At 57.0% G+C, this 21,775-nt stretch carries 21 protein-coding genes and 2 tRNA genes; 8 read left to right on the top strand and 15 right to left on the bottom strand.

The window, feature by feature from the left end:
• Window position 1: 1 nt before the first annotated feature.
• Both JHL21_RS11825 and irrA read right to left on the bottom strand, forming a co-directional pair.
• Window positions 2-913: an arylamine N-acetyltransferase gene (locus JHL21_RS11825; RefSeq protein ID WP_200213630.1), complete on the bottom strand. Its 912-nt coding sequence runs from the start codon at window positions 911-913 to the stop codon at window positions 2-4.
• Between the two features lie 84 nt (window positions 914-997).
• Entirely contained in the window at window positions 998-1,438 is a 441-nt protein-coding gene (irrA, locus tag JHL21_RS11820; protein WP_169194293.1) for an iron response transcriptional regulator IrrA, read from the bottom strand.
• Window positions 1,439-1,615: 177 nt separating this feature from the next.
• Between irrA and fabA the strand changes: the two genes are divergently transcribed.
• Together fabA and fabB are read left to right on the top strand one after the other, a co-directional pair.
• Window positions 1,616-2,143, top strand: coding sequence for a 3-hydroxyacyl-[acyl-carrier-protein] dehydratase FabA (gene fabA / locus JHL21_RS11815; RefSeq protein WP_200213628.1), 528 nt, complete (start codon window positions 1,616-1,618; stop codon window positions 2,141-2,143).
• Between the two features lie 78 nt (window positions 2,144-2,221).
• Window positions 2,222-3,448 carry a beta-ketoacyl-ACP synthase I gene (fabB, locus tag JHL21_RS11810; protein WP_199531149.1) on the top strand — a complete coding sequence of 409 codons (1,227 nt, stop codon included), beginning with the start codon at window positions 2,222-2,224 and terminating at the stop codon, window positions 3,446-3,448.
• A gap of 79 nt (window positions 3,449-3,527) precedes the next feature.
• Here the strand turns inward: fabB and JHL21_RS11805 are convergent, their stop codons facing one another.
• From JHL21_RS11805 to JHL21_RS11790, 4 genes are read right to left on the bottom strand one after another with little or no spacing between them, the layout of a single operon-like run.
• The gene (locus JHL21_RS11805; RefSeq protein ID WP_200213627.1) at window positions 3,528-4,178 is read right to left on the bottom strand and encodes a GNAT family N-acetyltransferase; all 651 of its coding nucleotides are present in this window, start codon (window positions 4,176-4,178) and stop codon (window positions 3,528-3,530) included.
• Window positions 4,175-5,023: an SDR family oxidoreductase gene (locus JHL21_RS11800; RefSeq protein ID WP_200213625.1), complete on the bottom strand. Its 849-nt coding sequence runs from the start codon at window positions 5,021-5,023 to the stop codon at window positions 4,175-4,177. Before JHL21_RS11800 ends, JHL21_RS11805 begins: the two co-directional genes overlap by 4 nt.
• Window positions 5,023-6,144: a tRNA epoxyqueuosine(34) reductase QueG gene (gene queG / locus JHL21_RS11795; RefSeq protein WP_210338893.1), complete on the bottom strand. Its 1,122-nt coding sequence runs from the start codon at window positions 6,142-6,144 to the stop codon at window positions 5,023-5,025. The genes JHL21_RS11800 and queG overlap by 1 nt, the downstream gene beginning before the upstream one ends.
• Window positions 6,141-6,815, bottom strand: a complete 675-nt coding sequence (locus JHL21_RS11790) for a glutathione S-transferase family protein (protein ID WP_169194299.1) — start codon at window positions 6,813-6,815, stop codon at window positions 6,141-6,143. Before JHL21_RS11790 ends, queG begins: the two co-directional genes overlap by 4 nt.
• A 115-nt stretch (window positions 6,816-6,930) precedes the next feature.
• Between JHL21_RS11790 and JHL21_RS11785 the strand changes: the two genes are divergently transcribed.
• A complete protein-coding gene (locus tag JHL21_RS11785) occupies window positions 6,931-7,743 on the top strand; it encodes an undecaprenyl-diphosphate phosphatase (RefSeq protein WP_169194300.1) in 813 nt (270 codons plus the stop codon).
• Between the two features lie 47 nt (window positions 7,744-7,790).
• Here the strand turns inward: JHL21_RS11785 and JHL21_RS11780 are convergent, their stop codons facing one another.
• On the bottom strand, window positions 7,791-8,420 hold the full coding sequence (locus JHL21_RS11780; protein ID WP_200213623.1) for an outer membrane lipoprotein carrier protein LolA: 630 nt from the start codon (window positions 8,418-8,420) through the stop codon (window positions 7,791-7,793).
• 104 nt (window positions 8,421-8,524) lie between these two features.
• On the opposite strand from JHL21_RS11780, the gene JHL21_RS11775 reads away from it, so the two are divergent.
• On the top strand, window positions 8,525-8,836 hold the full coding sequence (locus JHL21_RS11775) for a hypothetical protein (RefSeq protein ID WP_200213622.1): 312 nt from the start codon (window positions 8,525-8,527) through the stop codon (window positions 8,834-8,836).
• Here JHL21_RS11775 and JHL21_RS11770 read toward each other — a convergent pair.
• The 5 genes from JHL21_RS11770 to JHL21_RS11750 all read right to left on the bottom strand — a co-directional run bounded on the left by JHL21_RS11770 (window position 8,830) and on the right by JHL21_RS11750 (window position 15,604).
• The gene (locus JHL21_RS11770) at window positions 8,830-11,550 is read right to left on the bottom strand and encodes a DNA translocase FtsK (protein ID WP_200213620.1); all 2,721 of its coding nucleotides are present in this window, start codon (window positions 11,548-11,550) and stop codon (window positions 8,830-8,832) included. The two genes, JHL21_RS11775 and JHL21_RS11770, sit on opposite strands and share 7 nt — an antisense overlap.
• A 315-nt stretch (window positions 11,551-11,865) precedes the next feature.
• Window positions 11,866-13,197, bottom strand: a complete 1,332-nt coding sequence (locus tag JHL21_RS11765; RefSeq protein ID WP_200213619.1) for an ammonium transporter — start codon at window positions 13,195-13,197, stop codon at window positions 11,866-11,868.
• A gap of 18 nt (window positions 13,198-13,215) precedes the next feature.
• Entirely contained in the window at window positions 13,216-13,554 is a 339-nt protein-coding gene (locus JHL21_RS11760) for a P-II family nitrogen regulator (RefSeq protein WP_200213617.1), read from the bottom strand.
• A gap of 327 nt (window positions 13,555-13,881) precedes the next feature.
• A complete protein-coding gene (locus JHL21_RS11755; RefSeq protein WP_199531140.1) occupies window positions 13,882-15,240 on the bottom strand; it encodes an ammonium transporter in 1,359 nt (452 codons plus the stop codon).
• 25 nt (window positions 15,241-15,265) lie between these two features.
• Complete coding sequence (locus tag JHL21_RS11750) at window positions 15,266-15,604, bottom strand: P-II family nitrogen regulator (protein ID WP_169194307.1); 339 nt, start codon at window positions 15,602-15,604, stop codon at window positions 15,266-15,268.
• 288 nt (window positions 15,605-15,892) lie between these two features.
• Here JHL21_RS11750 and JHL21_RS11745 point away from each other — a divergent pair, with 288 nt between their 5' ends.
• A complete protein-coding gene (locus JHL21_RS11745) occupies window positions 15,893-17,113 on the top strand; it encodes an FAD-dependent monooxygenase (protein ID WP_200213615.1) in 1,221 nt (406 codons plus the stop codon).
• Here JHL21_RS11745 and JHL21_RS11740 read toward each other — a convergent pair.
• The 3 genes from JHL21_RS11740 to JHL21_RS11730 are packed head-to-tail and all read right to left on the bottom strand — an operon-like array spanning window position 17,110 to window position 18,954.
• Entirely contained in the window at window positions 17,110-17,337 is a 228-nt protein-coding gene (locus tag JHL21_RS11740; protein ID WP_169194309.1) for a Trm112 family protein, read from the bottom strand. The genes JHL21_RS11745 and JHL21_RS11740 overlap by 4 nt on opposite strands.
• Window positions 17,337-18,005 carry an LON peptidase substrate-binding domain-containing protein gene (locus tag JHL21_RS11735; RefSeq protein ID WP_169194310.1) on the bottom strand — a complete coding sequence of 223 codons (669 nt, stop codon included), beginning with the start codon at window positions 18,003-18,005 and terminating at the stop codon, window positions 17,337-17,339. The genes JHL21_RS11740 and JHL21_RS11735 overlap by 1 nt, the downstream gene beginning before the upstream one ends.
• A gap of 7 nt (window positions 18,006-18,012) precedes the next feature.
• Window positions 18,013-18,954, bottom strand: coding sequence for a co-chaperone YbbN (locus JHL21_RS11730; protein WP_200213613.1), 942 nt, complete (start codon window positions 18,952-18,954; stop codon window positions 18,013-18,015).
• 196 nt (window positions 18,955-19,150) lie between these two features.
• On the opposite strand from JHL21_RS11730, the gene JHL21_RS11725 reads away from it, so the two are divergent.
• The 3 genes from JHL21_RS11725 (at window position 19,151) to JHL21_RS11715 (ending at window position 21,708) form a co-directional block, all read left to right on the top strand.
• Window positions 19,151-19,225: transfer RNA gene (locus JHL21_RS11725), tRNA-Gly, on the top strand.
• 73 nt (window positions 19,226-19,298) lie between these two features.
• Window positions 19,299-19,373: transfer RNA gene (locus JHL21_RS11720), tRNA-Gly, on the top strand.
• Between the two features lie 193 nt (window positions 19,374-19,566).
• Window positions 19,567-21,708, top strand: coding sequence for a catalase (locus JHL21_RS11715; RefSeq protein WP_200213611.1), 2,142 nt, complete (start codon window positions 19,567-19,569; stop codon window positions 21,706-21,708).
• Window positions 21,709-21,775: the final 67 nt, after the last annotated feature.

The following is a 21,775-nucleotide window of genomic DNA, read 5'->3' as shown; positions in this document are numbered from 1 at the left end:
GTTAGGCTTCGCTTGTCACTGGATCTACGACCGGTCTTGGTGGTGCAAACCGCGCCAGAATGGGGTCAATGAGATCGGGCTCGGGCAGAACTAAACCAAAATCGGCAATCAGGACCTGCTTGATATCCTGCCAGGCGGTAAGTTCGGTTTTTACTGGCGCCTCGCCCACAACCTGCTCGGCATAGCTTGTATTGTGCAGTTTCAGGCGTTTCCCAGGCGGAGCGAGGGCGACCCGCAGCTCTGTTGTAAATGGGCTGCCGTCCCCAAACGCGATCTCATGGTTGATCGCCGCGATGGTCTCCTCGTTCACCGTTTCGGTGGTGAAAACATAAACCGGCTTATAGTCATCATTGATTTTAACAAGCAGCGTCCACTGTCCATCCGATTGGGTCAGCTTGAACACTTCATGGGGGGTCTGCTGATCGACATCGGCTCGTAACCGCAAAGGCGCAGACAGCGACAACCCACCAAAGCCCACATCGGCAATGTAGCTTTGGCCAGAAATTTCAACCAGCAGCAGCATATGGGTCGGAGGCCGATCCCTTCCAGTTTCATCCGTCCAGACCACGCGCGCCAGCAACGGCCGGACCGTGTAGTCGAGATCGGTTAAAACACGCTGCAAAAGCGTATTGTGCTCGAAGCAATACCCACCGCGCCGATCAATCAGCAGCTTTTTCTCGAGGCTTAGCTGGTCTAGCGCGACAGGCACACCGAGCAATGGACTGAGGTTCTCAAAGGGAATGACCGCTGGATGGAGCGCATGAAGCGCCTCAAGTGTCGCCAGAGTGGGGGCGATCGATCCAGCAAATCCGATTCGGTCGAAATAGGCTTTGAGATTGACCTTGTCAGCCATAAGCCATCCTTGCCGCTGTTTATATCGCGTCTCTTTTACCACCCTCTTGGCAAAAGTCACAGTTGCTCAGAAGGGCAAAAAAGAACCCCTTGGCAACGCCACGGGGTTGTAATGGTTCATCACAGCATTGCTCTGTGCTGCTCGTTAGATCGCTTTGCGGACGCGGATGACGACATCAACGTGCGCCACTTCCATGCCTTCAGGCGCCGCAGGTAGCGACTTGAAGATCACCGAATCAGCGGGGATATCGATCATCCGTTGCTCGTCTTCCACGTAAAAATGGTGGTGATCTGAGGTGTCGGTATCGAAATAGGAGCGGGAGGCATCAATCGCGACTTCACGCAGCAAGCCTGCTTCATGAAACTGATGCAACGTGTTGTAGATTGTCGCGAGCGAGACATCGACGCTGGCAGTGGCCGCCTCGTCATGCAGTTGCTCGGCGCTAACGTGCCGGTGCGGTCCATTAAACAGGAGTTCAGCCAGCGCAACACGTTGTCGCGTAGGGCGCAATCCTGCCATTCGCAGAACTGCTGTCAAACATGGTCTGTGCGATTGAGGCCGAGCGGCTAGGCTGCTATCGTGCATGTGGCGAGAACTAGTCGTCTTCTTGCATCCGGAAATCCTGCCTTCTTTATAGTGCCGGACGGCTGCGGAGACAAGCTCTGGCCCGTATAAGGTTACTGAGTAAGCCTACCGGCTGGCTTGACCCTCCGGGGGAGCCCCTATACGAGACAAGGCTTGAATTTTAGTGGGGACGTGCTGATGGCCGACCGGCAACACGCATTTAATTATGAAGAATTGCTGGCCCATGGCCGCGGTGAACTGCCCGGTCAGGGCGATGCGCGCCTACCTGCGCCGCCAATGCTGATGTTTAATCGCATCACCGAAATTTCCGAGGATGGCGGCGCCTATGGCAAGGGCATGGTGCGCGCTGAGCTCGATGTGAGCCCAGACCTCTGGTTCTTCAAGTGCCACTTCATTGGTGATCCGGTTATGCCGGGCTGCCTTGGCCTTGACGCAATTTGGCAGATGACTGGCTTTTTCCTGAGCTGGCTCGGTCAGCCGGGTAAAGGCCGTGCTCTTGGCGGCGAGATCAAGTTCACCGGTCAGGTGACCGATGACGTCAAGCTGGTAGAGTATGGTATCGATTTGAAGCGGGTTCTGAAGTCCAAGCTCACCCTCGGCATTGCTGACGGTTGGGTGAAGGCCGATGGCAAGCTCATCTATGAAGCTAAGGATTTGCGCGTTGGCCTGTTCACCGACTCGCAACTGCTTGAACAAAAACGCTAAGCCCATTTCTGGATTAGCACCGGGAAAAGGATTCGCCCGCCCCATGGCGAACTTTGTATACGACCTGACGAGGACCAAATGAGACGTGTTGTTGTAACCGGAATGGGAGTCATCTCCCCGATCGGCAACAGCCTCGATGAGGTCACTGAAAGCCTGCGCACAGCAAAGTCAGGCATTGTTTTTGCCGAGGATTATGCCGAACTGGGCTTCCGTAGCCAGGTAAAGGGCGATCCACGCATTGATCCGTTCGAAATTCTGGATCGCCGCGTCACCCGCTTTATGGGCAAGGGTGCTGCGTGGAATTATATGGCCATGCAGCAGGCAATTGCTGACGCAGGCCTGTCTGAAAGCGACGTGTCGAACCCGATGACCGGTATCGTCATGGGTTCTGGCGGCGCATCGACGCGCACGATCGTTGATGCGGCCGACATCACCCGCAAAAACACTAGTCCCAAGCGGATTGGGCCTTTGGCGGTGCCAAAGGCAATGGGCTCCACTGCGTCGGCAACCATGGCGACGGCCTTTGCCATCAAGGGCATCAACTATACGATCACCGCAGCCTGCGCGACGTCCAAGCACTGCATTGGCAATGCCGCTGAGCAGATCATGCTCGGCAAGCAAAACATCATGTTCGCTGGTGGTCACGAAGATCTCGACTGGTCGCTGTCGAACCTCTTCGACGCCATGGGCGCGATGAGCTCGAAGTATAACGAGACCCCATCGGTCGCCTCGCGTTGCTACGACGCGAACCGCGATGGCTTTGTTATCGCTGGTGGTGCAGGCGTTCTCGTGCTCGAAGAATACGAACACGCCAAGGCTCGCGGCGCCAAGATTTGGGCTGAGTTGGTGGGTTACGGCGCGACCTCTGATGGTCTCGACATGGTTGCCCCATCGGGTGAAGGCGCAGAACGCTGCATGCGTTTGGCTCTGGCCAATGTCAAAGCACCAATTGACTACATCAACCCGCACGCCACCTCGACGCCAGTGGGCGATCTCAAGGAAATTGAAGCGCTGCGCAATGTTTTCGGCAACGAAAACAGCTGCCCGCCGATCTCTGCCACGAAGTCGCTTACCGGCCACAGCCAAGGCGCGACTGGGGTGCATGAATCGATCTATTCGATCCTGATGATGAAGCACCGCTTCATTGCCGAAAGCGCCAATATCGTCGACCTCGACCCAGCTATGGCCGACATGCCAATTCTGCGTCAGCGTCGCGACAATGTCGATCTGGGCTATGTGCTCTCGAACTCGTTCGGCTTCGGCGGCACAAATGCCGCTCTGGTCTTTAAGCACCCAGACGCTTAAGCGATCCAAGATCTACGAAATACAAAACCCGGGCCAAAACCCGGGTTTTCTTTTTTGGATTGGACATTGCCGCTCGCCATCAGCGCCTGGTCACCAGCTTCGACTTCTGCTGGCCCAAATCGTCAAAATTGCCGGGGTCCAACCAGCGCGCAAACTCAGCGCGGATCACTGGCCATTCGCTCTCAATAATTGAGAACCAAGCCGTATCGCGGCTCTCGCCTTTAACGATCATGTCATTACGGAACAGGCCCTCATACACAAAGCCAAAGCGCTGAGCGGCCGCCCTAGAGGGTTCATTGCGATTGTTGCATTTCCACTCAAAACGCCGATATCCGAGGTTATCAAAGGCGTGCTGAGCGAAGAGAAAAAGCGCTTCTGTCGAAAGCCGCGAGCGGGCCATGGGAAGCCCCCAGTAGATCCCGCCGATTTCCACCGAACCATGCTCAGGCCGTATGCGCATCCAGCCTTGACGACCAACAGCCTTGCCCGTTCTTTTGTCGATAACCGCATAATAGATGTCATCACCCGCATTGGCGTGTTCGATCCATTGCGCGACCGCATCCTCCGTTTCGGGGGGATTGCTCGGCAACCATTGATAGCGCGCCGAAGCATCTGGCGTGTACGAGACCGCAAAAAGCTCCGAAGCGTGGCGCTGTTCGACCGGTTCTAGGCGAATGTAACGCCCCTCAAGCACAATGCGCTCGATAGATTTAGCCGGTGTTGGGCTCATCGCTCACTCTCTAAAATGCTTTCCAATCCCACGCGAAAGTTTGGATAGAGCAATTCAATTTGCAGGGCCTGCTTGATGGCGCTGTTGGCGACGCGTTTGTTGTCTGCGTAAAAACTCCGCGCCATGGGCGACATGTTCGCTAGTTCAAACGGAACCTCTTGCGGTGCGGGGAGGTCCATCATGGCGGCAGCGTGGGTGATGACATCCTGTGGTGGCGCCGGTTCGTCATCGGCAAGATTGAACACGCCACCCAGCCCGCGCTCTGCGGCCAAGGCGGTCACGCGGCCAATGTCGGCAACATGGATGCGGTTGAACACTTGGCCCGGCTTGATGATGCGTTTGGCGGTGCCGTCGCGCAGCTTGTCAAAAGCCGAACGGCCGGGGCCGTAAATCCCGGCAAGGCGCAGGATGAAAAGCGGAACGTTTTTTTCGGCGGCCAAGGACTGCCATTCAGCCTCCGCCGCAACCCGCCATTGCGACCGGAGGTTTTCGGGCTCTAGCGGGGCTGTTTCGTCGACCCAAGCGCCATTGCGATCACCATAAACCCCAACGGTAGAAAAATAGCCCAGCCATTTGACGTCGGGCGCGTTCAAAATGTCATCGCGATGGTGGCGCAGTGATGGGTCACCATCAGCGTCTGGGCCGATGGAGCCAACGACGTGGGTGGCAGAATTGGCGAGAAACTCACTGAGAGCTTGGCTGGGACTGGTCCCATCAAAAAATACCGACTGGGGCGAGCCCGGTGTCCGCGAGGTGCCCAAGAGCACGGCGCTTGGGGCGATCGATTCGAGTGCCTCGGCACTGGCTTTTGAGGAATAGCCAAAACCAAAAAACAAAACCTGCATCACACCTGCCCTTCCCACTCCCGCTCCACTTCAGCGTCCTCGTCCCGCATGCGCCGAGTGGCCTTGAGCGTTTCGGCTTCCTCCCAAGCGAGCTTTCGGAGTGCCCAGATGGCAGCACCGCGAATGAGCGGGGACGGATCGTTCAGGCGCTGGCGTATAGCTGGCAAATAGGCGGTATTTTGCGAATTGCCGATACCGATGAGAACATTGCGCAAGAAGCGAGCGTGACCGATACGTTTTATCGGCGAGCCAGAAAACATCTCCCTGAAACCCTCGTCATCGAGCTGGACGAGGTCGGCCAGGGCCGGCCGTTCCAGTTCGGGTCGGCCGATCAGCTTGGCTTCGTGGGCGATTTTGGCAAACTTGTTCCATGGGCAGACAGCGAGGCAATCGTCGCAGCCATAGATGCGGTTGCCCATGGGCGTACGCAGCTCGCGCGGAATTTGTCCCTTATGCTCGACCGAATAATAGGCCAGGCATTTGCGGGCATCCAACTGGAAGGGTGCAGGGAAGGCGTTGGTTGGGCAGGTATCGAGGCAGCGCGTGCAGGAGCCGCAACTTTCCTTGTGGGGCTTATCAGCTGGCAGTTCCGCCGTGGTGAGAATGGCGCCCAAGAACGACCAAGAGCCCATATCGCGACTGACGAGCACCGTATGTTTACCCTGCCAACCTAGGCCCGCAGCTTCGGCCAGCGGCTTTTCCATTAGCGGAGCGGTGTCGACAAAGACTTTTACGTCCGCCCCCGACCGACGGGCCAAAATGCCAGCAAGCTCTTTCAGCTTGCCCTTGATGATCTCGTGATAATCGCGATTTCGCGCATAGGCCGACAGAATTCCGATGTCTTTTTCTGCCAGCAAATCCATCGGATTGGTCGCCGGGCCATAGTTCATGCCCACGAGAATGACCGAGCGCGCCTCTGGCCAAAGCTGATTGGGATGACCACGGCGATCCTCAGTTTCGGCCATCCACTCCATTTCGGCGTGATAGCCCAGCTCTATCGCATGGCGCAGTTTTTCTGGGAGATCAGGCCGCGCATCGGCTGGCGCAATGCCAAAAGCATCGAACCCTAGGGATGAGGCACGATGCTTGAGCTCTTTAACGAGAACATTCAGGTCACTCAAAAATCCAGATCCGAATAGCCGCGCGATGGCGGCATGGCGACGACGCGATCATTGAGAAGGGTGCGGAACGCCGGACGCGACTTAATCCGCGAATACCAATCCTTGGTCTCCGCGGACTTGGACCAATCAACGTCCCCCATATAGTCCAACGTCGATAGATGCGCTGCCAGCGCAAAGTCGGCGAGCGTCATGTCGGGACCTGCGAGCCAATTGCGGCTGGCTAAAAGCCAGTTGAAATACAGCATGTGCTCATTCAGGTTTGCCTTAGCGGCCCGCAGTACCGAAGGGTCCGGCGTCGCGCCGCGGATGTCGCGCTTGGAGATTTTTTCCTCAAAGAGATAGCGCGTCACTTCTTCATTGAGTTTGACCAGTGTCCACTCAACCAAGCGCCACATCTCTGCGCGCGCAAGAGGGTCGGGCGGCACCAATCCGCCAACAGTGTCCGGCGTATAAAAATCCTCTACGGCATGCATCACTGCCCAAATGCCGACGATGGGGGTTTCCCCTTCGAGCAAAATGGGGAGCGTCGCGGCCGGATTAACCGCCAGTAGCTCTGCTTCACGCAACCAAGGGCGCATTTCCTCAAGGTCCAGAGGCACACCGTATTCCGCGCACATCAGCCGGATCAGGCGGGATGAGGGATCAAGAGGGTAGTGCACGAGGCTGGGCATAAGGACGCTCTACTGTTGGGGGCCAACCTGCCTGCCGCTCTGCCTTGGCGCGTTTCGCGAACAAGGCTAAGAGGTTTGGCAGACTGAAGCCTTCTTGGACGAGTTAGGGGATGAAATGAACGGGGATCAAGGTCTTTTTGTGCCGCTGGCACTGGGAATTCTCGAAGGCCTGACCGAATTCCTTCCCGTCAGCTCGACCGGGCACCTGCTTTTGGCCGGACACTTCTTCGGCTGGAGCCAGCCAGCGACCTTCATCGTGCTCATTCAGCTCGGTGCAATTCTCGCTGTCGTCACCATTTATTTCGCCAAACTCGCATTGCTCATCGCAGACGCTTTGAAGGGCAAAGCCTACGCTTGGCACTTTGCTGTAGCTGTGATTTTAGCCAGCATTCCTGCGGCTTTGGCGGGTGTTTTGCTACGCGATTTCATCCAGACCGTTATCTACGAAACGCCGATAGTGATATGCGTCTCCTTGCTCGTCGGTGGCATCATTTTGCTTATCGTTGACCGCATGCCAAAGCGCGAAGAGCATGACGTAATTTATGCCTTCCCTTGGAAACTCGCCTTCATCATGGGCCTGTTTCAGATGGTAGCACTTATCCCCGGTGTTTCGCGTTCTGGGGCAACTGTCGTGGGCGGAATGCTGTTTGGCGCGACCAAACGCGCTGCCGCAGAGTTCACCTTCTTTATCGCGCTGCCGATCATGGTTGGGGCTTTTGGCTACGACCTTTACAAGAGCCGCGACATGCTGGACGCGAGCCTTGGCATCAATATCGCTATTGGCTTTGCCGCGGCGTTTGTCGTGGGTGCGATTGTGGTTCGGTATCTCTTGGACTTTGTTTCCAAGCACGGATTTGCGCCATTTGCCTGGTGGCGTATTGCGATTGGCACAATAGGCCTCATCGCCATTCTCGGCTTTGGCCTCTGAAAACAAAAATCCCCGCTGCAGCGGGGATTTCCATTTCCGAAGAAGGCCTAGTTCTTGGCCGGGTCCCGTCCCTTGAAGGTCGACGGGAAGGTGAAGAAGTGGCTTGGGATTTCTACGCCCTGCTGCACATCGTAGAGCGAGAAGGTCAGCTGGCTGCCATTGGGCTCCACCAGTGTCCACTGTGCCAAATCTTTGGTTTGTGTGTCGAAGACGAGCGAGACTTGCACGGTCCCGGCGATGGTCTGATCTTGCAGGGTCACACTGAGGTAACCATCAGTGGTGGTGAGATCGACAACATTGCCCGACAGGATATTGATTTCTGTGCCCAAAAACTGGCGCAGCGGGATCGAATCCTGCGGATAGGCGTAATAGGTCTCTTCCCGACGATCGACGACGTAAAAGCCACTGCCGCGCGAGACAATTTCCTCACGCGAGGGCGGAGCATAGCGGAACGCAATCTTGTTGGGGCGCTCAAGGAAGAAGGTCCCCTCGCTACGGCCACCATTGGTATCAATCTGCAAGAACCGTCCGACCATGGTGCGGATGGCGCCGTTGTGCGCATTGATCTCACTGACCAATTGCTGCTCTTCTGGCGTCAACGTGCGCTGTGCATAAGCGGGGAACGCTGACACTAGGGCGGCAGCAAAACCGAGCATCAAAGCATGGCGTCGAATCATTGGCAGCTTGTCCTCTCGAGGCGTTTGACTAAACCTAGCCTAGTCAGCAATTACGGCAACAGCAGGAAGGTTCCGATGCTGCTTGCATGTGGGGAGTTAAAGTCATGAAAACAATAATTTCGGCAATTTTTATAGCAGCCATTGCCACAATCCCCGCTCACGCAGCACTTCCTCCGCAGTATCAACGGCAGGCCGAGTTTGTTGCCGTGCTCAACGCGGCGACCGAGGTTTTGGGCGTGCAGCACATCATTGACACAATAGAGCTGACTGAACCCGACCTCTATGTCGTCACCTCGGGCAACTGCACTCTTGCCGTACGGATTAAGGACGTCGCGTCAAACGGGGGAACAATGATGGTCGGGCCACGCCAGTTTGAGGCGCAGCCCGAAGAGATCATCTGCGCGACAGGTCAATAGCCGTCAGCATTGTTGCCGACGAGAATTTCACGCTTGCCCGCATGGTTCGCCGGGCTGATCACGCCTTCGCGTTCCATGCGCTCAATCAGGGTCGCAGCCTTGTTATAGCCAATGGCCAAGCGTCGTTGCACATAGGAGGTGGAAGCCTTCTTGTCCGTAAGGACGATGTGTACGGCCTTGTCGTAAAGCTCGTCGCCAGACCCGGCGTAACCTTCCTCGCTTGAACCGCCCTCGCCATAGCCGCCCTCTTCTTCTTCCTCGGTGATGTTTTCGAGGTAATCAGGCGAGCCCTGCGACTTGAGGTGATTGACGACGGATTCGACTTCCAGATCCGAAACGAATGCGCCATGCAGACGTTTAGTACGGCCGCCCGAGGCCATGTAGAGCATGTCACCGTTGCCAAGGAGCTGTTCCGCGCCCTGCTCGCCCAGAATGGTGCGACTGTCGATCTTGGACGTCACCATGAAGGAGATACGGGTCGGGAAGTTAGCCTTGATGGTACCGGTGATGACGTCGACGGATGGACGCTGCGTGGCGGTTACGATGTGAATACCTGCCGCACGGGCCATCTGTGCCAGACGCTGGATCGCGCCTTCGATGTCCTTACCAGCAACCATCATCAGATCGGCCATTTCGTCGACGATGATGACGATATAGGGCAAGGGCTCAAGATTGAACTCTTCGCTCTCAAAGATCGCTTCGCCGGTTTCGCGATCAAAGCCAGTCTGCACTGTACGGCTGATAACGCGCCCTTCGGCAGCTGCCTCATTTACGCGCTGGTTGAAACCGTCGATGTTACGCACACCGATCTTGCTCATCTTGCGATAGCGATCTTCCATCTCGCGCACGGCCCATTTGAGCGCCACGACGGCCTTCTGCGGGTCGGTCACGACCGGGGTCAGCAAATGCGGGATGCCGTCATAGATCGACAACTCCAGCATCTTAGGGTCGATCATGATCATGCGGCACTGATCAGGCGTCATCTGATAGAGCAGCGAGAGGATGAAGGTGTTGATGCCCACGGACTTGCCCGAGCCGGTGGTACCGGCAATCAGCAAGTGCGGCATGCGCGCGAGATCGGCGATAACAGGTTCGCCGCCAATGGTCTTACCCAGACAGATCGGCAGCTTGCCTTTCATCTTTTCGAAATCGGACGAGGCCAACATTTCGCGGAAGAACACAGTTTCGCGCTGCTGATTTGGCAGTTCGATACCGATAGCGTTGCGGCCAGGAACGACGGCAACACGGGCAGAGATCGCGCTCATCGAGCGGGCAATGTCATCAGCCAGTGAAATCACGCGGCTGGACTTAATGCCCGGAGCCGGTTCGAGTTCGAACAGCGTGACGACCGGACCGGGGCGAACGTTGATAATGTCGCCCTTAACGCCAAAGTCCTGCAGCACCGCCTCAAGCTGGCGCGCCATCGATTCAAGGCGAATAGGATCGTGCTCCGGAGATGGACCGCTCCGCTTCGGTTCTGCCAATAGGCTAAGGGCTGGCAGCTCAAAGCCCTGTGGCTCATCGAGCAACGAAGGCTGCGCTTCGCGGAACTGGCGCTGCCCCTGAGCGGGGCGCGGCGCCGGAGCGGTCACACGAGGCGCCACTGGGTCGACGGCCTGGAAACGAGAATCACCGCGCTGGGTATGTGCTGGAACCGGAGCGTCCGGCACGTAGCCCACGTCGTCATCTTCCAGATCATCGGGATAATCGATCGCGGTCTCGTCATAGGACGGGCCCATATTGACACGCGGGCTCGCGGCCACCGCCGGTTCATCACCGAAGGCAGGCTCGATATCGTGATCAACTGGCGCATGAATACGGCGCTGCATGGGCTCACGGAAGACTTCGCGCGCCGAGGCAGGCTGAGCCGCGCGCGCGGGCTCCATGGAGGGCTCTTCGTCGTGATCGTAAACCGCATCGTGGTCGTCGGCGCGTTGACGATCGGCATAGCTTTGCCGCGCCCGGCGGAAAGCGGTGCGGATCGAATAGCCGGCATGGACCACTGCGCCCATAGCAACATCAAGGAACGGGCTGTTTTCTGGCTCGTCGTAGTCCTCGTCGCGAGCCGATTTGCTCCCAGCTTTGCCCTTTTGGGGCTTAACGGGGACGGTCGTGCCGAGGCCCATGGCCACCCAAAGGAGTGCAAATGCTGGTGCAGCCAAAATAATCGCGAACAAAGTCGAGGTGATAGCCTGCGGCTCGTCGCCAACGATGGTGCTCGCCAGATTGCTGAACATCATGCCGCTGAGACCACCCAAGCCTGTCGGCAGCGGCCAGCTTTGTGGCATCGCCACGAATGAGAAAACGCCAGTCGACAAAACAGTTGCGCCCAACCAGCACAGCACCCGCAAGCCGGTTCGCGTTAACGAGTGACGTCGCGCCATAGCCCAGCCCCACAGAGCAAGCGGCACAACCATGACAATGCCGCCCAGCCCCAGAAACTGGAACACGAGATCAGCAATCACCGCACCGGGATAGCCCAACCAATTCTCAGCCGATTTCGCCGTCGCCAGCGAAAAGCTTGGATCATCGACCGACCATGAGGCCATAGACGCCAGAATGATGGCGGACAGGACCAGCAGGATAGCGCCCGCAACCCGAAGCGGGATGCGAATGGCTATCGCGGGCGGCGGCGTTGGCACCTTGCCTGCGCTTTTGCCGCGTGGCGGTACGGGTCTGGTGTCTTCGACATAGGGAAGAGGATGGCTGGGCATGGATACGCGTACTCGTTGCCGGCCCTCAAACCATCGGACTGGGCCGTTTGCGCCCTATGCTAACCATGTGGGGTTAATCGGGTGCTAACCATCTAAAATGATAGGACCTGAGGCGTTTAGCGGGGCTTGTCGGCGATAAAGACGAGAATCAAATTGGCCGCGACAAGTGCTACGCATTTCGGCTAAAGCGAGGGGCTTGTTAGTGGTGTGCAGCTCGACCATTGCGAGTGGGAAGCTTCTCTTGATGCCAAGAGGGACGCGAGCTGCACGCCACTAACAAGTTTCGGTGGCCGGATCACTCCGGCCACCAAGAGCTTAGTTGTAAGCGCGTTCGCCATGGCTCGAGAGATCGAGACCATCGATTTCTGCAGCTTCCGAAGCGCGGATGCCGCCGAATATCGCTTTCACAATCAGGATTGCGACAAAGGCCACCACGCCGGACCAGACAATTGCCACAAGCACGGCCAGCGTCTGCGTTCCGAGTTGAGCAAACATGTCATAGCCTTCCGCACCAAACCCGCCGAGGGAAGGTGCTGCGACAATGGCTGTGCCGATAGCGCCGACAATCCCGCCGACCCCGTGAATGCCGAAGACGTCAAGGCTATCGTCGTATTTGAGCAGTGGCTTGAGGGTCACAACGGCCCACAGGCAGATAAAGCCGGTGACAGCGCCGAGAACGATCGCGCCGAACGTACCGGCAAAACCCGCTGCCGGAGTGATGGCGACCAAGCCCGCAACAGCGCCCGAAACAAAGCCCAGCGACGACGCATGACCGCGAGTGATTTTTTCGCCGACAGCCCAGGCAATGCCAGCCGCAGCAGGAGCCGTGATGGTGTTGAGGAAGGCTTGAGCGGCCAGCCCGTTCGCACCCAGAGCCGAACCAGCATTAAAGCCGAACCAACCAACCCACAGAAGGCAAGCACCGACATAGGTGAAGACGAGGTTATGTGGCGCGATTGGCTCTTTCATGTAGCCAAGGCGAGGCCCAAGCACGATGGCCGCGACCAGTGCAGCAACGCCGGAGTTGATGTGGACGACCGTGCCACCAGCAAAATCGAGCGCGCCCATGTTGAAGAACAGGCCGGCGCCAGACCACACCATGTGTGCAATCGGCAGGTAGGAGAAAACAAACCAGATGGCGAGAAACGCCATCACAGCACCGAACTTCATGCGTTCAGCAATGCCGCCGACAACCAGCGTCGCGGTGATACAAGCGAAGGTCAGCTGGAAGACAACGAAGACGAGTTCTGGAATTGATCCTGACACCGAGTCTGGGGTTACATTGGCGAGGAAGAGATTGGAGAGATCGCCGATGTACGCCGACAATCCACCTTCGCTGGGGCCCGAGAAGGCTAGGGAATATCCGAAAGCGACCCAAAGCAGCGCTATCATCGAAAAGGCGCCGAAGACTGGGGTGATCACCGAGAGAATGTTCTTGGACCGCACCAGCCCGCCGTAGAACAGGGCAACGCCCGGGATGGTCATCAGGATGACCAACAGGGTCGAAACAATCATCCAAGCAGTGTCGCCAGAGTCGATGGTTGCGATCTCCACCACTTCAGCGGGGGCGGCATCCTGCCCGAGGGCCGGCAAGGCTAATAAGAGGGAGGCTAACGCCGCACTCCCAAAAAGTTTTGATGATTTCATCTTGGTCTCCAGGAGTGATTAAAGCGCCGATGCGCCGGTTTCGCCGGTGCGAATACGGGTGACAGCGAGCAGGTCGAGAGTGAAGATTTTACCGTCGCCGATACGGCCGGTTTGGGCAGCATCGCGGATGGTCGAGCCGACGGTGTCCGCCTGATCGTCTTCAACGGCGATTTCGATTTTGAGCTTGGGCAGGAAATTCACGGCATATTCAGTGCCACGGTAGATTTCCGAGTGCCCTTTCTGGCGCCCATAGCCTTTCACCTCGGTCACGGTCATGCCGTGAATATCCAGTGAATTGAGCGCCTGCCGGACCTCTTCCAGCCGCGATGGCTTGATGATGGCAACAACAAGTTTCATCTGACCCCCTTCGCGTCACAGGACGCAGTGTCGAATACAAGATGAGACTCAATTCGCATGCCAATTGAGCGAAACAAGAATCTTGCAGAAGCAACAAATACTTAGGAAGTTGGGGAATGCGTCCGCTAAAAACGGAGATCTAATTTGCACAATTACTGAGCGGAATATTCTTTCGACGCTTATTATTTGTGCAGAGCTTATTAGGGGTGTGCAGCACGCGCAGTGCGAGTGGGAAGCCTCTGTGGCGGGCCAAGAGGGACGCGAGCTGCACGCCGCTAATAAGAGGAGGGAAAGCCGGCCGTGAGACACGCCCGGCTTTCGCGGCAATTACTTGAACTGCGGGTAGGCTTCGACGCCGACTTCAGCAACGTCGAGACCAACTTCTTCATCGTCGGCGCTTGGGCGCAGGCCCATCACTGCCTTGAGGATGGTCCAGGCAGCAAAGCTGATGACGAAGGTGAACACACCAACAACAAGGATCGAGATCAACTGGCCGCCAAGGGTGGCATCAGCATTGGTGAAGACGACGGCGATGGTGCCCCACATGCCTGCAAATAGGTGAACTGGGATCGCGCCGACAACGTCGTCGATCTTGAACTTGTCGAGCAGCGGAACGGAGAGAACAACGATAACGCCACCGACAGCACCGATCAGCGATGCGGTGCCAAGGCCTGGGGTGAGTGGTTCAGCAGTGATCGAGACGAGGCCTGCGAGAGCGCCATTGACCACAAAGGTCAGGTCGACCTTTTTATACATCACGCCAGCCAGCAGAGCGGCTGCAAGCGCGCCACCAAGAGCACCGGCATTGGTGTTTGCCATAACGCGACCAACGTCAGCGATATCACCAATAGTGCCCATGGCCAGCTGCGACGCACCGTTAAAGCCGTACCAACCCATCCAGAGGATGAACATGCCCAGAACAACAAGCGGCATGTTGGAGCCCGGGATCGGGTTCACCGAACCATCGGCATTGTACTTGCCCTTGCGAGCACCCAGAACAATTGCACCTGCGAGGGCAGCCCAACCGCCAACGGAGTGAACAACTGTCGACCCGGCGAAGTCGAGGAAACCGAAGTTGGTGTCGAGGAAGCCGCCGCCCCACTTCCAAGATGCCTGGATTGGGTAAACCAGCGCAGTCAGGATCGCGACAAAGATCATGAACGGAACCAGCTTGATGCGCTCGGCAACAGTGCCCGATACGATCGAAGCAGCAGTGGCGCAGAACATCACCTGGAAGAAGAAGTCCGAGCTGGTGGTTGCGTAGGTCAGATCAGCAGCGTCAGCAGTGAGGCCAACGGGTTCTAGAACAGCAATGCCAAGCGCGCCCAAGACGTTCGGGATGATCCACGCATCGCCGGGGTACATCAACTTGTAGCCGATGACGTAGTAAGCAAGACATGCGAGCGAGTACATCAAGATGTTCTTGAGCAGCTGCATTGAGACGTTTTTCTTACGGACCATGCCCGCTTCGAGCATGGCAAAACCAGCAGCCATCCAGAAAACAAGGATGCCACCGAACAACATAAGGAAACTGTTCAGAATAAACTGGGTGTGAAGCGTCGCTTCACCAACAATGGCTGCAACGGCTTCTGGAGCTGCATCTTGGGCTGCGGCGGGCAGCGCCAGCAAAGCTGTCGCGAGCGCGACACCGCCTGCAATCTTAAGAGGAGCGTTCAACGCAATCATACAATAATTCTCCTGAAAGGGCGGATCAGAGCGCGGACGCGCCGGTTTCACCGGTACGAATCCGGGTCGCTGCGAGCAGATCGAGGACAAAAATCTTGCCGTCGCCGATGCGGCCGGTCTGGGCGGCGTCGCGGATGGCGACAACAACAGCGTCGGCCTGATCACTTTCGACAGCGATTTCGACTTTCAGCTTGGGAAGGAAATGCACGGCATATTCGGTGCCGCGATAGATTTCGGAATGGCCCTTCTGGCGACCATAGCCTTTGACTTCAGTGACAGTCATGCCGTGGACGTCGAGCGAATTCAGTGCCTGACGGACTTCTTCCAAGCGCGACGGCTTAATGATGGCAACAACGAGTTTCATCTTACCCCCTTGGCGCCATCTGGCGCAGTGTGGAATGCCAACTCAGACTCAAGCGCCATGCCAACTATAGTTGCCGTAAGAAAATCGTTCTAAATCAGAGTGTTATCGCGCCGCCTAATTTTAAGGCGACCCAGGCGACTAACATGCGTCTAGTTTTTGAGCATCGACGCGGCATGGCGGTTAATATTTAGGCGCGTGTTTTGGCCCCCTTTTTGGGCCCGGGGCTTGCTGGGGGCTTGCTCCGATCACACATGCAGGCCAGAACCGAGAACAGAAGTGGAGTGGTTCATGACAAAGTCCAGCTGTGAGCGTTTTGATGTGCTGATTGTGGGCGCAGGTCCCGTGGGCCTTACGCTGGCTTTAGCGCTGGTGCGCTCAGCAGCAGGAATTCGTGTTGGCCTCGTGGATCGCCGCCCGCTTTCTGTTCCGCAAGACAACCGCGCTTCGGCCATTGCTGCTGGAGTGCGTCGCGTTTTCGAGGTCTTGGGCGTCTGGAATGACATGGCCCCGCATGCGCAGGCCATGACTGCCATGCGCATTACGGATTCCGGGACCGGCGATTTGGCCCGCCCCATGTTTCTACAGTTTGATGGCGAAGTGGGACTCGGCGAACCCTTTGCGCATATGGTGCCGAACCAAGCCAGTGTCGGCGCCTTGCTCGAGGCAACTGCGCCGAATATCTCGGTCATTGCACCGGCTGCAATCCAATCTTGGGATGCAGGTGCATCGCTCAGCACCATTACGCTTGAGGATGGTCGTGAACTCATCGCGCCGCTAATCGTGGCTGCCGACGGCGCGCAGTCTTGGCTGCGCAAGCAGGCCGGTATCGACACCATGGGGGCCGATTACAATCAAACGGGGCTAGTGGCGACGATCAGCCATGAATTGGCTCATGATGGCGTCGCATATGAGCATTTTAGGCCCGCGGGGCCTTTTGCCAGCCTCCCCTTGCCGGGCAACCGCTCATCACTGGTGTGGACTGAAACGACTGAAGCGGCAAAGCGCTTTCTCGCCATGACGCCGGAGCAACTGGCAGAGGAGATTGAAGCCGTTATGGGTTCAACGCTGGGCAAGGTGACGCTTGAGGACAAGATCGCGGGCTTCCCCCTGCGATTGCAGCTCGCAAAAAGCTTTATCGGGTCGCGCCTCGCGCTTGTGGGGGATGCCGCCCATGTCGTGCACCCGATTGCTGGACAAGGGCTTAATCTCGGGCTGAAGGACGTTGCGGCGCTTGCGGAAGTCATTGTCGACGCCATGCGCCTCGGCCTCGACCACGGAACACAAGACGTGCTGGAGCGCTACCAGAGCTGGCGGCGGTTTGACACGGCCTCCATGGCCGTTGTGACCGATGGCATGAATAGGCTGTTTTCCAATGAGATTGCTCCCGTTCGAGCGGTGCGCGATTTCGGGCTAGGGCTAGTCGACCGCGCGGGTCCGGTGAAATCCGCCCTGATCCGAGCGGCATCTGCCGGCAATGGTCCTAAGCTCTTGAGCGGCATACCGCTTTAGACCAAACGCAGTTTTTGAATTTCTTCGAGCTCGACGGCGCGTGCGTCGTCGAGGCTCAGAAGCGGCACCCCTTTGACAATAGGGAAGGCCAAGCGCGCGGCGACCGAAATTAGTTCGGACTTGTCGGGCGACAGGGTCAGCCGCGTCTTCGTCATCGGACAAACCAGCATTTCGAGGGTTTGCGGATGCAATACATAGCGCGGAACGATGTCGCCCTTGACCATTAGTTCACCGAGACAGTGCCGTCGCTCGAGCCGCGTGCCATTTCGTATTCTGTCATGGCAATTAGCGTCTCCGCACGATCGTGAAGGGTTTGCGCTTCAAGCAAGACCTGCTTTTCAGCGGCTCCATAGGGCGACACCATACAGCAGAAATTGACTAGGTCAGCTGTGCCAGTGCTCTCAATCTCTTCCCAATTGAGCTCAAAATTGGCGAATTCAGCATAGTCCCGCATCATTTTGAGGAAGCGCTGGCGATCGACAGCGCCCTCGCCATAGGTGCGCTCGAAATCTGCATCATAGCCGAGAGCAGAAATTTCAGCCTGACGGAAAGGCGTATCGACCGTTAGCTCCCGTTCAAGGCGGAAACGGCAAATCCCTTCCAAAACAACGAAATAGCGACCATCGGCATTGTCTTCAAAATGCGTGAGGCGACCTAGGCAGCCGATCTGCTGCAACGGCACTTCGCCCTTTGGACTTTCCTCGCTCATATCTTCTGGTTGGATGAGCCCGATCAGGCGATCGCCCCCCAAGGCCTTGTCGATCATCTCGATATAGCGCGGCTCAAAAATATTGAGAGGCCGATGAGAAAAGGGCAGCAGCAGCGCCCCACTCAGCGGGAAGATGGCAACCGATTGCGGCAGCTCAGCAATGCTTGTGGGGCGCGTAGGCATAGTATCCTTAGGAAAACAGCGCTGCAGAGAGGAGACGGCGACCCTTAACGGTTGCCGGGTCTTTAAAGCCCCAAGCCTCGAAGAACTCGAGCAGTTTCTTGCGGGCCGCATCTTCATTCCAAGTGCGATCGCGCTTGAAAATCGTGACCAAAGCTTCCGCCGCTTCGACGCGCTTGCCTTCGGCATTGAGCACCATGGCGAGATCAAAACGCGCCTGATGATTGTCTGGGTCGGCAGCCACTGTGGCTTCTAGCGCTGCAGATTCGGACAGGCCAGCGGCTTCGTCCTTGAGGCGAATGGCATTGACCAAGGCATTGTAGGCGTCGCCGGTGCGGCCAGCTTCGGGAACAGCATCCAAGGTTGCGCGTGCTTCTTCAAGCTCATCGGCGGCCAAGTATATGCCTGCCAATCCGATCAGCGCCTGGGCGTGATCAGGGACGTGCTGGAGAACCATGCCAAAGATTTCAGCGGCTTGCGGGAGATCGCCAGCGGCAATTGCCTGCTGCGCGATGTTGAGAGCATCAGCGATTTGGCTTTCGAGCGTATCGGCAGCCGGTTGCCCTGCAGGCGCGGCCGAAATAACGCGCTCAGCAAAACGGCGCACTTCGCCTTCGGGCATAGCGCCCATAAAACCATCGACCGGGCGACCGCCAGCAAATGCGAAGACCGCTGGAATGGACTGGACGCCAAGTTGGCCAGCAAAATGAGGATGTTCGTCGATATTGATTTTGACGAGACGGATGGCACCAGCCTTCTCAGTCACCACTTTTTCAATGGCTGGGCCAAGCTGGCGGCAAGGGCCGCACCAGGGGGCCCAGAAGTCCACAAGGACTGGTGTCTCTAGGGATGCGTCGATCACATCCGCTTTAAAACCGGCGTCACTACCATCGCGGATTAGCTCTGCAGGAGGACGAGAAGCACTGGGTGCTGCATCAAACGACATGGTCATGGCAATCTGCTCTTCTGCTTTTGCTACAAAGCCTTGGACCCCTTTTTCCCTTGTTCCGCCTAGCGTTTCAAGAGCGTTTCCCACAGCCCTTTGAACAAGTTGGGTCTCCGGAAAATATCGGGTTGCAATCAGCCGGGCGATTGGGCATATAAGCCCTCGTTGGCGCAACGACAAGGCGCGGCAACAAAAACGGAGCGCGGGTGTAGCTCAGGGGTAGAGCATAACCTTGCCAAGGTTAGGGTCGTGGGTTCGAATCCCATCGCCCGCTCCAAATACTTCAAGGCCTTAGGGCTTTGACCAGAAGATAACCTTCCGCGAGGAAATCTTCTATACCGATACGGAATGCGGGTGTAGCTCAGGGGTAGAGCATAACCTTGCCAAGGTTAGGGTCGTGGGTTCGAATCCCATCGCCCGCTCCAATTCGGTGAAATAGCTGGCAAAACAAATCGGCTCCTTCGGGGGCCTTTTTGTTGTTTGGCGTTCACTTCCCGACCAGAACCTGCCTTTGGCGGAACGGCACTGCTCCACAAGAGTTCTCTTGGATTAGGGTGCCGCTGTTGAGACCATCCCGGTTGCGGCCCCCGACAGACACCATGTTCTGCGGAGGACCCCATGCCAGAAGAGAAAAACTCTCCTTCTAATTCCAATAGCTTACATGAGCACGCACCAGGCGAAGTACGCTTCACGCCCGATGAGAAGCGCGGCAACTCTGGCGAGTTACAGCAGCAGGCTCCCAATGGTGCGGACCCCAGCGCATTTCTGACCGACAACCACGGTCATCGCATTTCCGACAATCAGAACAGTCTCAAAGCCGGATCGCGCGGGCCGACGCTGCTCGAAGATTTCGTCCTGCGCGAAAAAATCTTCCATTTCGACCATGAGCGCATCCCAGAACGCATTGTGCATGCCCGCGGGTCCGGCGCGCATGGGGTATTTGAAGTCACCAAAGCGATTCCCCAACTGACAAAAGCGCAGCTTTTTCAAAAGGCTGGCACGAGCTGCCCGGTGTTCGTGCGGTTCTCGACCGTGGCTGGTGGCGCTGGCTCGGTCGACACGCCGCGCGATGTTCGCGGCTTTGCGGTCAAACTCTATACGGAAGAGGGCAATTGGGACCTCGTCGGCAACGACATTCCGGTGTTCTTTATCCAGGACGCAATGAAATTTCCTGATTTGGTTCATAGCGTTAAGATGGAAGCCGATCGCGGTTATCCTCAAGCCGCCTCCGCCCATGACACGTTCTGGGACTGGGTGAGCCTGATGCCAGAAACCAGCCACATGATTATGTGGGCCATGTCGGATCGCGGCATTCCGCGGTCCTTGCGCATGATCGAGGGCTTTGGCGTCCACACCTTCCGCTTCGTCAATGCCAAGGGTGAAGGCACGTTTGTTAAATTCCACTGGAAGCCAGTTTTAGGAATTGAATCAACGACTTGGGACGAGGCAGTGAAATTGGCCGGGGCTGATCCAGACTTCCATCGTCGGGATTTGTTTGAAGCAATTGACGGTGGTGACTTCCCGCAATGGGATTTGGGTGTGCAGGTTTTTGACGAGGCATGGGCTGCCAAACAGCCTTATGACGTGCTCGACGCCACCAAGCTTATTCCGGAAGAGGAAGTTCCGGTCGAGATCATTGGACGTATGACGCTCAATCGGAACGTCGACAACTTCTTTGCCGAAACCGAGCAGGTGGCTTTTTTGCCATCCAATCTTATTCCCGGCATTGATTTCTCAAACGACCCGCTGCTCCAGGGTCGGTTGTTCTCCTATCTCGACACACAAAAATCGCGTTTGGGCACGACGAATTTCCACCAGATCCCGATCAACGCTCCAAAGTGCCCTTTCCATAATTTCCAGCGCGACGGCATGATGCAAACGCTCGTACCTAAGGGGCGCGCGAACTATGAACCTAACAGCCTTTACGAGGCCGGGGAGAACTCCGGGCCAAGGGCTTCTCTCGACAGCGGTTTTACAACTCTCGCCGAGAATGGGGAGCGCAACGATCCGACAGAGAAGCTCCGCACGCGCGCGGATTTGTTCGCGGATCATTATTCGCAGGCGCGCTTGTTCTTCAAAAGCCAAACCGAGAATGAGCAGGCCCATCTCATCGACGCGATTGTGTTCGAGCTCTCGAAGGTGACGCTTGAGCATGTGCGTGCCCGCGTGATGAGCAATTTGCGCAATATCGACGAGGGCTTAGCCAAGCGGGTGGCTGCGGGCCTAGCGATGGATTTGCCCACAAAATCTAAGGCTGCGAGAGAGCCGGTGGACCTGGGCACATCCGATGCGCTGTCGATTCAGAAGCAAGCCAAGAAGACTTTTGAAGGGCGCAAGATTGGCATTTTGTTCGCCGAAGGGTCGGATAAGGCCAGTATTGATCAGCTGAAAAGCGAGATCGAAGGCGCTGGCGGGACAGCGTTTTTGGTCGCGCCTAAGGTTGGCGGTATTCCGGTTAAGGGGGGGACGCTCAAGGCTGATGGGAAGCTTGAGGGTTCGCCTGCGGTGATTTTTGATGCGGTCGCGTCGATTATGATGCCGGACGCTGCGGAGAAGCTCCTCAAAAATGGTGCGGCAATTCAATGGTTTATGGATGCGTTCGCGCATTGCAAAACCATTGCCCATTGCAAGGGGACGCAAATCTTGCTCGATGCCGCTCGCGTTGAAAAAGACGAGGGCGTTGTGCCGATTGAGGAGCTGATCTCGGTTGGGCCGGTGCGTCATTGGGCGCGCGAACCCAAGGTCCGTGACCTGCCCTAACACCAAAAAGAAAGCCCCGTTTATGGGCATAAACGGGGCTTTTGGCTGGCACTTTTGGGCCTGTGGA

It is taken from the genome of Devosia sp. WQ 349K1, assembly GCF_016595685.1.
Taxonomy (GTDB): Bacteria; Pseudomonadota; Alphaproteobacteria; order Rhizobiales; family Devosiaceae; genus Devosia.
This window is presented reverse-complemented; position numbering and strand designations above follow the sequence as displayed.